Source organism: Bacillus sp. GMa5/1 (assembly GCF_050172015.1).
GTDB lineage: Bacteria > Bacillota > Bacilli > Bacillales > Bacillaceae_G > Bacillus_A > Bacillus_A cereus.
Window position 1 is genome coordinate 1 of sequence record NZ_JBNLYC010000112.1, and the last position, 14,677, is coordinate 14,677.

Genomic DNA, 14,677 nt, shown 5'->3' on the forward strand with positions numbered 1-14,677 from the left:
TCGTTTAGTTTTCAAAGTTCAATATCGCGTTTCAGCGACTTTTATAATTTAACACTTCTCGTTAAATCTGTCAACAGCTTTTTTCTTTCGTTGCTGACGACGCTTATTAATTTACCATATTAATCATTTAATAGTCAACACTTTTTAAAAAAATGCCAAAATAATTTTATCTTGGCATGATATAAAGCTTAATAATCACTAATGCTGCCACACCCGGTAAGCCTAACAAACTCGTTATTGCTGCTGTCCCCATGTTAATCGGGATATGAAAATCAAAATATGTCCCTACAACATTTACGATAAAAAGCAATGCTATTCCTAAAGTAACATGAAAAATCACCTTACCTATAAAACGTAATGGCTTAGAGGCAACACCAAAAACAAGAAAAATAAATACTAAAGTAAGAATGCCAACAATAATAATTGTAGAATTCATTTTTTCCTCCTTATGAATGACCTATACATCTATTTGTATGGGACAAGACAATAAAAAAGAACAGTTATCATATGCAGCATCTCTTTTATATAAACTAAATAAAACGATACCTCAGCATTTAACAAATAAAATAAAAAGGCCTGCTTAGAAAGCAGAACCTTTTACCATTGTTCCATTTTTACAGGACGACGCTTTGCTTCTTTCAACAAAAAGAAATATTTCGCCTCTGCTATTTTCAAAGAACAAATGACATCTTGAGACGGTTCTACACTTTGTTCGACCATTCTCTTCTGACGTAACCACTCATTCTTCACTTTTTCCAAAAGTACAATTAACTTATCGTCATACTCTTTACGCAATTTACCCTTTTTTTGAAAGAACATTTTCGTTTCTCCTCTTATACTTCTCTGCGACCTTCTAACGCTTTGGATAATGTCACTTCATCTGCATATTCTAAATCTCCACCAACTGGCAGACCATGTGCAATACGAGTTACTTTAATGCCTGTAGGTTTTAAGAGGCGGGAGATATACATCGCTGTAGCTTCCCCTTCAATATTAGGGTTTGTTGCTAATATCACTTCTTGTACCGTTTCATCATGTAGTCGCTTTAAGAGTTGCGGGATATTAATGTCTTCCGGTCCAATTCCCTCCATAGGAGAAATCGCACCACGTAACACATGATATACACCTTGATACTCTTTCATTTTTTCCATCGCGATTACATCTTTCGGTTCTTGTACGACACAAACAACTGATTGATCTCGATGTGAATCATTACAAATATAACAAGGATCACGATCAGTAATATGTCCGCATACAGAACAGTACGTTAAATCTCGCTTCGCATTTACAAGTGCTTTCGCGAAACCTAACACATCATCTTCTTTCATATCTAATACGAAAAATGCCAATCGAACCGCTGTTTTCGGTCCGATACCTGGCAACTTCATAAAACTATCGATTAGTTTTGATATTGGTTCTGGATAATGCATGTATCAATATCCTCCTAGAACATTCCACCTGGTAAGTTTAAACCTTTTGTAAATTTACCCATTGTAGAGTTTGAAAGCTCATCAGCCTTTTTAAGTGCATCATTTGTTGCAGCTAATACTAAGTCTTGTAGCATTTCGATATCTTCTGGATCTACAACTTCTTCTTTAATCTTCACTTCAAGAATTTGCTTGTGACCATTTGCGATAACTGTAATCATTCCGCCGCCAGCTGTACCTTCAACTGTTTTTTCACCAAGCTCTTCTTGTGCTTTCGCCATGTCCTTTTGCATCTTTTGCATTTGTTTCATCATGTTATTCATATTTCCCATTCCGCCACGCATCATAATTAATTCCTCCTAATTATTATTACTCTTTTATTTCAATGAGTTCTTGCCCTACTAATTTCACTGCCTCTTCTATAAGAGGATCTTCCTTTTTCTCTGGGCTTTCTTCAGACTCTCCACCTTCACGTTGTAAAAAGTCTTCACGGATTTTACCCCATTCACTTTTTGGAATGGCAATCATATTTAACCTTTTACTTAGCAATTCAAATAAAGCTTGTTCTACTGTATCCATAGCTTCTCGATTTTCGCTCGCCATCTTACAGTGAATCTCATATTGAAATGCTAAAACGTAAGTGTCATCTGAAGCTGCCACTGGTTCGCTATTTTCTAGTAAAACAGCAAACGCTACTTTGTTATATGATTTGAGTCTTCCTAACAACTCACCCCATACAGCTTTTAATTGTTCTAAATCTTGACGCTTCGCTTGTTTTAATACTTCATTTACACGTCCGACAGGAATCTTCATACTTCCTGTTCTTACCGGCTTTGGTGTTGCACGTGTCTCTCTTACTTCCTGTTGTACACCAGCTGGCACACCGTTCTTTTTAACTTGCTCTAACTCTTTCTCCAGTTGCTGCATCCTGTTCATAATTGCTTGCAAACGATCTGTACCATTTGCTTGCATCATAAACTGTTGACACAATTGCACCATAACAACTTCTAAGAAAATACGCGGATGATTTGTCCACTTCATTTCCTGTTGTCCCTTACTAAGGGTATGAATAATCTCATAGATCACTTCCGGTTGCATTTCTTCACTCAACTTACGGAATTGATCATCTACAATTACTCGTTCCAACATATGTTCTAGTTGCGGTGAAGTTTGATATAAAAGCATATCACGATAATAGTAAATGAAATCCTCCATAAAACGAACTGGATCCTTCCCTTTACTCATCATTTCATCTATGATTTGCAATGCTCTTGATACATCATTTTCACGTATGCATTCTACTAAATTGCCTAAGTATTGCTGAGAAACAGATCCTGTTACGGCCAATACATCTTCTGTCGTAACGGTCTCATCACTATAAGATATAGCCTGATCAATAAGACTAAGTGCATCACGCATACCACCTTCAGCAGCACGCGCAACAATTTGTAATGCCTCATCTTCCACTTGCGTACCTTCATTTGTCACGACCGTTGATAATCTCTCAACAATATCATTCACTGATATTTTTCGGAATTCAAAACGCTGACAACGTGAAATAATTGTAGGCGGGATCTTATGAGGTTCTGTTGTCGCCAAAATAAAGATAACATGTCCTGGCGGCTCTTCTAAGGTTTTTAAAAGCGCATTGAATGCACCCATAGAAAGCATGTGAACTTCATCAATAATGTATACTTTATATTCTACAGCACTTGGAGCATATTTTACTTTATCTCTAATATCTCGAATTTCATCTACACCGTTATTTGAAGCCGCATCAATTTCTAATACATCTGAAATGGATCCTTGTGTAATTCCTAAACAAGAAGGACATTCATTACAAGGTTCAGCTACCGGAGCATGTTCACAGTTAATTGCTTTTGCAAATACTTTTGCAATTGTCGTTTTTCCTGTTCCCCTCGGGCCAGAAAATAAATAAGCATGTGAAACTTTCTCTTGAAGAAGGGCATTTTGCAACGTTTTTGTCACGTGCTTTTGACCGACTACATCTTCGAACTTTTGCGGTCTCCATGTTCGGTATAACGCTTGGTATGACACGAAAATACGGCCTCCCTCAAAGGTTATTATCTCATTTATTATAACCCATTCTGTTTATAGATTCCAAAAGTTATTTTCTATACAAAAAACTCACCTTTGTATTAAGGTGAGTTTTGTATACATATATAACTGCCGTGCACCCTCCGTCGATTACGTACCATAAGCGTTACTCAAGCAGTTAGCTCGGTTCAGGCACTCCTGCGGCACACGAGAAGACCCGCTTATTGCTGCTTCCTTCCGGACCTGACAAGGTTCACGGGGTCCCGTTGCGCAGGACCCAAACGTCAACACCACTTACTTAAGGCAGACCTTACAGCAACATAACCTCGAGAGGGGATTCGGCCTCGCTAGAGCGGATTGCGAGTATAGGGCACCGCTACCTCCCCGCTTAGCACGGCAAAGTTAAAACCAATATTCGGTTGCCTTCATTAAAGGCATTATCAGTATAACTTGTTTCTTTATAAAATGCAAATACGTTAGTTCCCAGTATTCTTCTCTAATTTTTTTATTGCTTTTCTTTTTTTACGAAGCTCTCTAAAAAAGCTTGTTAACAACGTACCGCATTCTTCCTCTAGTACACCAGATACTACTTCACATTGATGATTGAAGCGTTCATCCGTTAAAAGATTCATCAATGTCCCTGCACATCCGCCCTTCGGATCACTTGCACCATATACAACTCGCTTCACTCGTGATAAAACAATTCCACCTGCACACATTGGACAAGGTTCTAATGTTACATACAATGTTGCATCTTCTAAACGCCATGTCCCTAATTTTTTACACGCCTCATCTATCGCTAGCAACTCAGCATGAGCTATTGATCTCTGCTCAGTTTCCCTTAAATTATGGGCAACACTAATTACCTCACCATCTAACACTATAACTGCTCCAATTGGTACTTCCTGTATTTCCTCTGCCTTTTTAGCTTCTTCTATCGCTAATTGCATAAAATAAATATCTTGATCTTGTTCCATAACATAGTCCTTTCATTACAAATAAAGTACACTTATTTCCATTTACTACACAGGGGATAACTTTTACAAATTCAATCCACCCTAAAAGAAAAAAGAGAGGGGATTACATATGAAAAATACCGCCTTGCTCATTATCGATATGATTAATGACTTTCAATTTTCCCACGGACCCATTCTAGCTAAAAAATGTGAAATTATAACAAACCCTATTTTACAATTAAAGAAAAAAATGAAATCCTTCGGCTGTCCTATAATTTACGTTAATGACCATTATCAACTGTGGAGATCTGATATCGACCAACTTATTACTCATTGTACAAATGAATATAGCGAAAACATAATCCATAAGATTGCTCCAAGTTCTGATGATTACATTTTTATTAAACCACATTATTCCGCTTTTTATGAAACACCTTTAAATTCATTACTAGGTTATTTAAAAATAGAAAATCTAATATTAACAGGGGTTGCCGGAAATATATGTATCCTATTTACAGCTAATGATGCTCATATGAGAAATTATACATTGTATGTACCAGAGGATTGTATCGCCTCTAACAACGACCAAGATAATATACATGCTTTAAAAATAATGGAAACTACATTGAAAGCAACTATAACATCATCAACCAAAATAAAATTTAATTAATACATATATCTATTTTCTAACTTTTTATATCAAATTAACCCGCTCGCTTCCCTCTTGTGCTACAATAATTCTGTTTTGTGTTTTTAGTAGTCACGGTAAATCACTGATTGAAAGGAGGAAACAGCGTGACCGGAGTACCATTTATCACGGTTGAAGGACCAATTGGTGTTGGAAAAACTTCACTTGCGAAGGAAATTTCAACTCACATGCAACTCCACTTACTAAAAGAGATTGTTGATGAAAATCCCTTTTTAGGAAAGTTCTATGAAGACATCGACGAATGGAGTTTTCAAACAGAGATGTTCTTTCTTTGTAATAGATACAAACAATTAGAAGACATTAACATAAAGTATTTGAATCAAAGGAAACCAGTAGTAGCGGATTACCATATCTTTAAAAATTTAATTTTTGCATCCCGCACATTAAAAGACTCCCAATATGACAAATACATGCAAATTTATCGTATCCTTACACAAGATATGCCTGTGCCAAATGTCATTGTTTATTTAACAGCTAGCCTAGAAACATTGCAAAAACGAATCGCCATGCGCGGAAGAGAATTTGAAAAAAACATGGATCCAAATTACTTACTACAGCTCACAAAAGATTATGAAACAGCAATGGATGCTTTTAAAAAAGATCATCCGGAAATACCAGTATTGAAATTTAATGGAGACGATATGGATTTTGTAAAAAATCCTGATGATTTAAACGTCATCCTATCTGCCCTTCAAAATACTCTCTTAAAGGAGTCGAAATAATAATGAATTTAAGGCAAAAATATGATATACCCAATGACGCAGTAATCACTATCGCCGGAACGGTAGGTGTGGGTAAATCAACTATGACAACTGCATTAGCTAATGCTTTAGGTTATCGCACATCATTTGAAAAAGTAGATTCCAATCCATATTTGGACAAGTTCTATGCGGACTTCACTCGCTGGAGCTTCCACCTACAAGTGTACTTTTTAGCAGAACGATTTAAGGAACAAAAAAGAATTTTTGAATATGGTGGCGGTTTTGTTCAAGATCGTTCCATTTACGAAGACACTGGAATTTTCGCAAAGATGCATCATGAAAAAGGAACAATGACGGAAACTGATTATGAAACATACAAAGGTTTATTTGACGCTATGGTCATGACTCCTTACTTCCCTCATCCAGACTTATTAATTTACTTAGAAGGTTCTTTCGATGATATTGTCGATCGTATTCAAGAACGCGGGCGCCCAATGGAACAGCAAACACCAATTGAGTACTGGAAAGAAATGCATGGACGTTATGAAAACTGGATTAACAACTTTAATTCATGCCCTGTATTACGCTTAAATATTAATGAGTACGATATTTTAAAAGATGGTGATTCAATCGAACCAATCATTAAAAAAATTGGCCATTTTTTAAAACAAACACGTAAACTTGTAAAATAAAAAACCCGTGCATATGCACGGGTTTTCCTATTAAATTACTTCTTCTTTGTTGGAGCAATAATTTCACTCTCAGGTTTTCCTGCGTTAATGCGCTGACGAACAGTACTTGTACTAATATCATATGCTTCAGCAATCTCTTTAACAGTCATTTCTTTCCCGTTAATTACTGCCGTTAATACTTTACCTGTACGTTTTGGAGCCGCCGCTTTCTTTACAGCTGCTTTTTTAACTTGTTTTGGCGCCTCTACTTTACTCGTAGCTTGTTTTACATCACAAGTACAACCACAAAGTTTACGGAATGTATCATCACTAATAATGCGTGATACGTTTGCACCACTGTTTAAAATTCTATTGTTCTTACAGACAGGACATTGTACATAATATAAAGTTTTTCCATCTAAAGGAAACGTTTGTATAATAAGATCCATGTTGACTCCTTTCATATCTATGAAGATAATCATCGGAATATGAGTGTGTAATAAGGACAAAATTACCTTACACCATACTTTATGATTGGTTTTAAAATAAAAACTCGTTACGTGTTGGTAACGAGTTCTCCAATCTCCACTTATATGCGCTGTTGTCAATTATATCTGGAGGAGGTAGAGGGATTCGAACCCCCGCGCGACTCTCGCCGCCTGTCGGTTTTCAAGACCGATCCCTTCAGCCAGACTTGGGTATACCTCCATATTGACATCAAATATAATATCAAAAGAAAAACAGTTAGTCAACCCTACTAAAATAAATTATGAGGAAAGGAAAATTTTACTTTCCCCTTCCTACATTACAGTACTGACAACGCTCATAATTACCAATCACTCATACCGATGAATGTTTAAATTTACTTAATAACTGTTTTTCCTCCCATATAAGGGCGAAGAACTTCTGGAATTATAATTGTACCATCTTCTTGTTGGTAGTTCTCTAAAATAGCTGCAACCGTACGTCCGATTGCAAGACCAGATCCATTTAATGTATGAACATGTTCTGGTTTTCCATTTGGCTCACGGCGGAAACGGATATTTGCACGTCTCGCTTGGAAAGCTTCAAAATTACTACAAGAAGAAATTTCACGATATGTGCCATAGCTTGGAATCCATACTTCAATATCGTATTTCTTCGCTGCTGTAAATCCTAAATCGCCTGTGCACATGCTCATAACGCGATATGGCAACTCTAATAATTGTAACACGCGTTCTGCATCATTTGTTAATTTTTCTAATTCTTCATAAGAATCTTCTGGTTTTACGAACTTCACAAGCTCTACTTTATTGAACTGATGCTGGCGAATTAAACCACGTGTATCACGACCAGCTGAACCTGCTTCAGAACGGAAGCAAGAGCTAAATGCAGCATATCTTATAGGCAATTGCTCTTTATTTAAAATCTCATCACGATGCATATTCGTTACAGGTACTTCAGCTGTTGGAATTAAGAAGTAATCTTCACTTTCAATACGGAATGCATCTTCTTCAAACTTTGGAAGTTGTCCTGTTCCCGTCATACTTGCACGGTTTACCATATATGGAGGTAATACTTCTTCATATCCATGCTCATCAGTATGAAGATCAAGCATAAAGCTAATTAAAGCACGCTCTAATCTTGCACCAGCACCTTTGTAAAATACGAAGCGGCTTCCTGTTACTTTCCCAGCGCGTTCAAAATCTAAAATTCCTAAATCAGTAGCAAGATCCCAATGTGGTTTTGGCTCAAAAGTAAATTCTTTCACTTCTCCCCAAGTACGTGCTACTACATTATCATCCTCTGTTTCACCAACTGGAGCAGATTCATGAGGGATATTTGGAATAGATAACATTAATCTTTCTAAGTCTTCTTCAACTGTACGAAGTTCGTTATCAAGATCCTTTACTTTTTCTCCAACCTCACGCATTTCTAAAATTAGAGCCTCTGCATCTTTCTTTTCGCGCTTTAATACAGAAATTTGTTGAGATACTTCGTTACGTTTACTTTTTAATTCTTCTGTCTGAACAAGTAGTTCTCTTCTTCTCGTATCAAGTTCTTCAAAACGGCCGAAATCAGTTAAATCTTCGCCTCTATGCTGTAATTTCGCTTTTACTTCTTCAAAGTTTGTACGTAAAAATTTAATATCAAGCATTATATACTCCTCCTTTTATTTTATAAAACACAAAAAACTCCCGTCCCTATATAAAGGGACGGGAGTTAACCCGCGTTGCCACCCTAGTTGAAAGCATTACCGCTTTCCTCTCAAGTAGAAATAACGGCTCTTCACCGGGAATGCTTACTAATCCAAAAGATATTCCACATTCCATTCCAGGATGGATTCACAAACTGTTTCTATCGATTTCCACCAACCATCGACTCTCTATAAGAAACGACATTTGTTACTATTTCCTATCAACACGCTTATTTTATAAAATTGTTACCATCAATTTACTATAATCTTATACAAGTTGCAAGTTACTTATACAACTTTTTTCATTTTCGCTTCTTTTACCATTTCAACAAAGTATGCTGTCACACGATGATCATCTGTTAATTCCGGATGGAATGAAGCAGCTAAAAACTGATCTTGTCTTACCGCTACCATTCGGTCACCATGCTTAGAAAGCACTTCAACATTATCAGCTACTTCTACAACATACGGCGCACGGATAAATACACCAATGAAGTCTTCACCCACGCCTTCAATTGAAAGCGCAGCTTCAAAACTATCCTTTTGGCGTCCGAACGCATTGCGCTCAACTGTAATATCCATAGCACCAATATGTGCTTCTTCATAGCCAATAAGTGTTTTCGCAAGAAGAATCATCCCTGCACATGTACCAAACATTGGTTTACCAGACTTTGCAAATGTACGAAGTGGTTCCATGAAAGCATACTTATCAATAAGACGGCGCATTGTTGTACTTTCACCGCCTGGTAAAATAAGACCATCAATCTCTTCAAGTTGCTCTATACGCTTTACAACAACAGCTTCTGCACCACTTGCTTCAACTGATTTTACATGCTCACGAACTGCACCTTGAAGACCTAGTACACCGATTTTCACCATTTTAAAGTTCTCCTTTAATTACCATCCACGCTCTTGCATGCGTTGTTCTGGTAATAACGTTGAAATTTCGACACCCTTCATTGCATTACCTAATCCTTTAGAAAGGCTTGCAATTAGTTCGTAATCTTCATAATGAGTCGTTGCTTCAACGATTGCACGTGCAAATTTCTCTGGGTTTTCTGATTTGAAGATACCAGATCCAACAAATACCCCATCAGCACCAAGTTGCATCATTAATGCTGCATCTGCTGGTGTTGCTACACCACCTGCCGCAAAGTTTACAACTGGTAAGCGACCAAGACGTTTAATTTCAAGTAATACTTCGTAAGGAGCGCCAGTATTTTTTGCATATGTCATTAACTCATCTTCACGTAGACTCGCAACTTGACGGATTTCTGCATTGACTTGGCGCATATGACGCACTGCCTCTACAATGTTTCCTGTTCCTGGTTCACCTTTTGTACGAAGCATAGATGCACCTTCTGCAATACGACGTGCAGCTTCTCCGATATCACGGCAACCACATACAAATGGAACTGTGTAATCACGTTTATTTAAATGGTATACTTCATCAGCAGGAGTTAATACTTCACTCTCATCGATATAGTCTACCCCTAATGATTCTAATACACGTGCTTCTACAAGGTGACCGATACGGCATTTTGCCATAACCGGAATTGACACCGCACCCATAACTTCTTCAACAATTGTTGGGTCTGCCATACGAGAAACGCCACCTGCTGCACGAATATCTGCTGGTACACGCTCTAATGCCATAACGGCAACTGCGCCTGCCTCTTCTGCAATTTTTGCTTGTTCAGCGTTAACTACGTCCATAATAACGCCGCCTTTTTGCATTTCTGCCATTCCACGTTTTACACGTTCTGTCCCTGTTACATTTGTCATGTACAAAAACCCCCCTAGGTGAATTGCTTTCCCCCGTTAAAGGCGAAAATTAAGAATACTCTTACATTCTACCACTAACTATCAGATGCTTGTCTACTACTTTTTCATAAAGTCGGTATGAAAAATAGGAATAAAAAAAAGCTCCTATCATGAGGAGCTTTTAAAACCAACCTTTTACTGTATCAACAGCACTATTCCACATGCCACTAAAGAATGAACCAATTCCGCGCATAGCACGAGTAAACCAGTTTGCTTCTTCTACTTCAGATGTTGTTACAAGATCCACTTGCAGTGACTTACCAGTTAAAAATCCAGGGTCGTTTGTATCTTTTGGCGTAATTACCATTTGAACAAGCGCAGCTCCTTTTTTAATAGGTGCTTCTTGTCCCTTGCTTGATTCTTTTAATTCCGTTTTATAAACATCTTTACTTCCTTTTGGCACTGGAAGTGAAATAGCTTGTTTCGTTTGAACTGCTACATCTTTATCTTTCGCATTTTCTACTCGTACTGTTTCTTGTCCTTTTACTGAAGAACCTTTTTTATACATTTGTTTTACTTCAAAGTTAGCAAATCCATAATCATATAGCTTCTTTGTTTCATCAAAACGTGCTGTATGAGAACTTGTTTTAATAACTACAGAAATAAAACGCATTCCGTTTCTTTCAACCGTACCAGTGAAGCAATCTCCTGCCTCTGGAGTTGAGCCTGTTTTTAGGCCGTCTACGCCATCATATTCTTTAACTAAGCCCTTTAACATCCAGTTCCAGTTCGACATTGCAAACTTCTCTTTTTCTGGACGGAATTCTTTTTTAGGGATTTTTGCTGTATCTAACACTTTTGGATAATCTTTAATTAAATGTTGTGCTAAAGTTGCAACATCCTTTGCAGACATTTTATTTTCTTCATCCGCTGTTGTTCCTTCAGGATGCATTCCCTTTAAATCTTTATTCGTTAAACCTGTAGAATTGACAAATTTATAATTTTTCAACCCTAGTTCTTTCGATTTATCATTCATCATTTTTACGAAGTCTACTTCTTTACCTGCAATTGCTTCTGCTAATGCAATTGTTGCACCATTTGCAGAAAAGATTGCCATTGCCTCGTATAACTCTTTTACTGTATAAGAGCCACCATTTTCTAATGCAACATTTGATAATGAAGCATCTTGTGAAACCTTATATGCATATTCAGAAACCTTAATTTTCTGGTCCCACTTAAGTTTTCCTTTATCCACTGCTTCGTGAACTAAATATTCACTCATCATCTTTGTCATACTAGCAATGGATAATAATTCATCTGCATTCTTTTGATATAAAATTTTCCCAGAATTCGCTTCTACTAAAATTGCCGCACCTGCTTCAATGTTTAAAGCGGCTCCTGTTTCAGCTGATGCATTGCTATATGGCATAAAAATGCTACAAGCTAGTGTAAGCACTGTTACCAAAGCAATGAATCTTTTGCAAAACATACCTTTCACTTTTGCTACCCCCAATATCTAAGTACTCACATAACCGTTATTCTAACATAATCAAAAAAAAATAGACAGAGATATCAAATCTCTGTCTATTTGTATATAAGACATTATAATGAGTAGTTTGGAGCCTCTTTTGTAATTTGTACGTGATGAGGATGACTTTCACGTAAGCCAGCACCTGACATACGAATGAATTGTGCATTTTCGCGTAAGAATTCTAAATCCTGTGCTCCGCAATATCCCATACCTGCACGTAAGCCACCAACTAATTGGTGAACTGTATCTGCTAAAGGTCCTTTATATGGTACTCGTCCTTCAATACCTTCTGGGACAAGTTTTTTATTGCCTTCTTGGAAGTAACGATCTTTACTTCCTTTTTCCATCGCACCGACAGAACCCATACCACGATACACTTTAAATTGACGACCTTGGTAAATTTCAGTTTCTCCAGGGCTTTCTGCAACACCTGCAAACATGCTACCTAGCATAACAACATGTGCTCCTGCCGCTAAAGCTTTCACCATATCACCAGAGTACTTAATACCGCCATCAGCAATAACTGGAATGCCGTGTTTACGAGCTTCTGTTGCACAATCATAAACCGCAGTTAATTGTGGTACACCAACACCGGCTACAACGCGTGTTGTACAAATAGAACCTGGTCCAATACCAACTTTAACTACGTTTGCACCAGCTTCAATTAGTGCTTTCGTTGCTTCAGCAGTAGCAACATTTCCAGCGATAATATTTAGTGATGGATATTTAGCACGAACTTCTTTTACCTTATCAATAACACCTTTAGAATGCCCATGTGCTGTATCAAGTACAATTGCATCTACACTAGCTTTTACTAATGCATCGATGCGAAGCATAGCATCCGCTGTTACACCAACTGCTGCTCCAACTAATAAGCGTCCTTGCTTATCTTTAGCAGAGTTTGGGAATTCAATTACTTTTTCAATATCTTTTATTGTAATAAGCCCTTGTAATACACCGTTATTATCAACAAGAGGGAGTTTTTCAATTTTATACTTTTGTAGGATCTTTTCAGCTTCTTCCAGTGTAGTACCAACTGGAGCTGTAATTAATTGTTCTTTTGTCATTACGTCAGAAATTTTGATTGAGTAGTCTTGGATGAAGCGCATATCACGGTTTGTAATAATACCAACTAATTTTCGCTCATCTAAATTATTTACAACCGGTACACCTGAGATACGATATTTTCCCATAAGATGTTCTGCATCATATACTTGATGTTCTGGAGTTAAGAAGAAAGGATCTGAAATAACGCCGCTTTCAGAGCGCTTTACTTTATCAACTTGCTCTGCTTGTTGCTCAATAGACATATTCTTATGAATAATTCCTAAACCACCCTGGCGAGCCATTGCAATAGCCATGTCAGCTTCTGTTACTGTATCCATTCCTGCACTAATTAACGGGATGTTTAGCTGTAAGCTTTCAGATAAAACTGTTTTAACACTTACTTCTCTTGGTAATATATCTGACCTAGCTGGTACAAGTAATACATCATCAAAAGTCAAACCTTCTTTAACAAATTTAGATTCCCACATAATTGTTCCCCCTATGATACCAGAAATTATTATTAGTAGCTTATCAATTGGTTAAAATACTGTCAAGGACGTATATATATGTTAGAATTTTTAGACAATAAAAGGAGCGTAATATATGCATCAAACATCTTGTACTTGGCAGCAGTTAAGTTTCTTTTTTTCATCTCAAAACGTACAACGTTATCTTGCCCGTTGTTACGAAAAATCCTCTATTCAGGATGCCGAAAAAAAAAGTTTTGAAAATTGTTATCCCTTTATTTATTACTTAGAACACGGGAAAAATTATTATGAATTATATAAGACAGCTCCATTTTCCATTCAACCAATGTTGTTATTTTATGGAATTAGTCAACTTTTTAAAGCATGCCTACTAACTATTGACCCTAACTATCCTGAATCCACTACTGTTTTAGCTCATGGCGTTACAACTCGCAAACGAAAAAAACAAGGGTATCAATTTTTAGAAGATGAGGTGAAGGTACAAAAAAACGGATTATTTACTCATGTTGCAGAACAACTGTTTCACATGAAACACTTAGAAGCAGAAAAATTTAACATGTTAGAACTAATGGGAAATATTCCAGAATTACAAAATTTATTTCGTTATAGTCAGAAAGGATCAACTTTATATAAAATCGATTCAACAATTAAAAATGAGCTCTCCTTTTCAGTCAACCTACTAGATCGATTACATATGACTAAAGAGAGATTTTCTCGTTACATTGAAACATCTTGTAAGCATTTATCAATACAGCACGTACCTGAGAAGACTAATGAATCGAATTTACTTTTTACGGCGCCCATTCAATCATGGAATCCTATGTACAGTACTCCTTTATACTATGAACATCTTACTAATACTTATTATTTGCCACTTACGACTGATCCTAGAAATCCTAAGCCAATATTACCTGAACTCCTCATTCATTATTTATTACTCTATAATTTAAGCATGATTTCTAGGTATGAAACAGATTGGTGGTATGACTTACTTGGCAGTTATAGTTCTGAAGATTATCCATTTATTTATCAATTTCTAAGTATTTCTGCTCAAAAAATCCCTTACTATATTTCAAATTTTTTATTAATGGAACCAAATCTATTTCATGGGAAATAAAAAAACACAAGTCAAATGACTTGTGTTTTTAC

At 36.8% G+C, this 14,677-nt stretch carries 16 protein-coding genes, 1 tRNA gene, 1 other RNA gene and 1 other annotated feature; of the genes, 4 read left to right on the plus strand and 14 right to left on the minus strand.

The annotated features are described in order from the left end of the window. Nucleotides 1–166: 166 nt before the first annotated feature. The 7 genes from ACQGSG_RS20775 to tadA all read right to left on the minus strand — a co-directional run bounded on the left by ACQGSG_RS20775 (nucleotide 167) and on the right by tadA (nucleotide 4,462). Nucleotides 167–436, minus strand: coding sequence for a pro-sigmaK processing inhibitor BofA family protein (locus ACQGSG_RS20775; protein ID WP_001089273.1), 270 nt, complete (start codon nucleotides 434–436; stop codon nucleotides 167–169). A gap of 161 nt (nucleotides 437–597) precedes the next feature. Next, complete coding sequence (locus ACQGSG_RS20780; protein WP_000466019.1) at nucleotides 598–819, minus strand: YaaL family protein; 222 nt, start codon at nucleotides 817–819, stop codon at nucleotides 598–600. A gap of 14 nt (nucleotides 820–833) precedes the next feature. Then, on the minus strand, nucleotides 834–1,430 hold the full coding sequence (gene recR, locus ACQGSG_RS20785) for a recombination protein RecR (protein WP_325843084.1): 597 nt from the start codon (nucleotides 1,428–1,430) through the stop codon (nucleotides 834–836). Nucleotides 1,431–1,444: 14 nt separating this feature from the next. Further along, on the minus strand, nucleotides 1,445–1,771 hold the full coding sequence (locus ACQGSG_RS20790; RefSeq protein WP_014894853.1) for a YbaB/EbfC family nucleoid-associated protein: 327 nt from the start codon (nucleotides 1,769–1,771) through the stop codon (nucleotides 1,445–1,447). Between the two features lie 25 nt (nucleotides 1,772–1,796). Further along, nucleotides 1,797–3,485, minus strand: a complete 1,689-nt coding sequence (gene dnaX, locus ACQGSG_RS20795) for a DNA polymerase III subunit gamma/tau (protein WP_000121575.1) — start codon at nucleotides 3,483–3,485, stop codon at nucleotides 1,797–1,799. Nucleotides 3,486–3,617: 132 nt separating this feature from the next. Then, nucleotides 3,618–3,882, minus strand: an RNA gene (ffs, locus tag ACQGSG_RS20800) — signal recognition particle sRNA large type. Between the two features lie 79 nt (nucleotides 3,883–3,961). After that, nucleotides 3,962–4,462 (minus strand): tRNA adenosine(34) deaminase TadA, encoded by a 501-nt coding sequence (tadA, locus tag ACQGSG_RS20805; RefSeq protein ID WP_000434332.1) that lies wholly within the window; start codon nucleotides 4,460–4,462, stop codon nucleotides 3,962–3,964. Between the two features lie 109 nt (nucleotides 4,463–4,571). On the opposite strand from tadA, the gene ACQGSG_RS20810 reads away from it, so the two are divergent. The 3 genes from ACQGSG_RS20810 to ACQGSG_RS20820 all read left to right on the plus strand — a co-directional run bounded on the left by ACQGSG_RS20810 (nucleotide 4,572) and on the right by ACQGSG_RS20820 (nucleotide 6,543). Continuing rightward, a complete protein-coding gene (locus ACQGSG_RS20810; protein WP_000798712.1) occupies nucleotides 4,572–5,111 on the plus strand; it encodes an isochorismatase family cysteine hydrolase in 540 nt (179 codons plus the stop codon). 125 nt (nucleotides 5,112–5,236) lie between these two features. Continuing rightward, nucleotides 5,237–5,872: a deoxynucleoside kinase gene (locus ACQGSG_RS20815; protein ID WP_000148218.1), complete on the plus strand. Its 636-nt coding sequence runs from the start codon at nucleotides 5,237–5,239 to the stop codon at nucleotides 5,870–5,872. A 2-nt stretch (nucleotides 5,873–5,874) separates the two neighbouring features. Next, nucleotides 5,875–6,543 (plus strand): deoxynucleoside kinase, encoded by a 669-nt coding sequence (locus ACQGSG_RS20820; RefSeq protein ID WP_001053585.1) that lies wholly within the window; start codon nucleotides 5,875–5,877, stop codon nucleotides 6,541–6,543. Between the two features lie 35 nt (nucleotides 6,544–6,578). On the opposite strand, the gene ACQGSG_RS20825 is transcribed toward ACQGSG_RS20820, so the two are convergent. The 7 genes from ACQGSG_RS20825 to guaB form a co-directional block, all read right to left on the minus strand. Next, a complete protein-coding gene (locus ACQGSG_RS20825) occupies nucleotides 6,579–6,971 on the minus strand; it encodes a DUF3797 domain-containing protein (protein WP_000364196.1) in 393 nt (130 codons plus the stop codon). 166 nt (nucleotides 6,972–7,137) lie between these two features. Next, nucleotides 7,138–7,230, minus strand: a tRNA-Ser gene (locus ACQGSG_RS20830). A gap of 154 nt (nucleotides 7,231–7,384) precedes the next feature. Then, complete coding sequence (serS, locus tag ACQGSG_RS20835) at nucleotides 7,385–8,659, minus strand: serine--tRNA ligase (protein WP_000884186.1); 1,275 nt, start codon at nucleotides 8,657–8,659, stop codon at nucleotides 7,385–7,387. A gap of 51 nt (nucleotides 8,660–8,710) precedes the next feature. Beyond that, nucleotides 8,711–8,932: a binding site (T-box leader), on the minus strand. A gap of 54 nt (nucleotides 8,933–8,986) precedes the next feature. Continuing rightward, nucleotides 8,987–9,577, minus strand: a complete 591-nt coding sequence (pdxT, locus tag ACQGSG_RS20840; protein WP_000238783.1) for a pyridoxal 5'-phosphate synthase glutaminase subunit PdxT — start codon at nucleotides 9,575–9,577, stop codon at nucleotides 8,987–8,989. Between the two features lie 18 nt (nucleotides 9,578–9,595). Then, nucleotides 9,596–10,483, minus strand: a complete 888-nt coding sequence (pdxS, locus tag ACQGSG_RS20845; protein ID WP_000186165.1) for a pyridoxal 5'-phosphate synthase lyase subunit PdxS — start codon at nucleotides 10,481–10,483, stop codon at nucleotides 9,596–9,598. 160 nt (nucleotides 10,484–10,643) lie between these two features. Further along, a complete protein-coding gene (dacA, locus tag ACQGSG_RS20850) occupies nucleotides 10,644–11,951 on the minus strand; it encodes a D-alanyl-D-alanine carboxypeptidase DacA (protein WP_141521821.1) in 1,308 nt (435 codons plus the stop codon). A 113-nt stretch (nucleotides 11,952–12,064) separates the two neighbouring features. Continuing rightward, complete coding sequence (gene guaB, locus ACQGSG_RS20855; RefSeq protein ID WP_000264088.1) at nucleotides 12,065–13,528, minus strand: IMP dehydrogenase; 1,464 nt, start codon at nucleotides 13,526–13,528, stop codon at nucleotides 12,065–12,067. 115 nt (nucleotides 13,529–13,643) lie between these two features. On the opposite strand from guaB, the gene ACQGSG_RS20860 reads away from it, so the two are divergent. Further along, nucleotides 13,644–14,645, plus strand: coding sequence for a YaaC family protein (locus ACQGSG_RS20860; protein ID WP_000554288.1), 1,002 nt, complete (start codon nucleotides 13,644–13,646; stop codon nucleotides 14,643–14,645). Nucleotides 14,646–14,677: the final 32 nt, after the last annotated feature.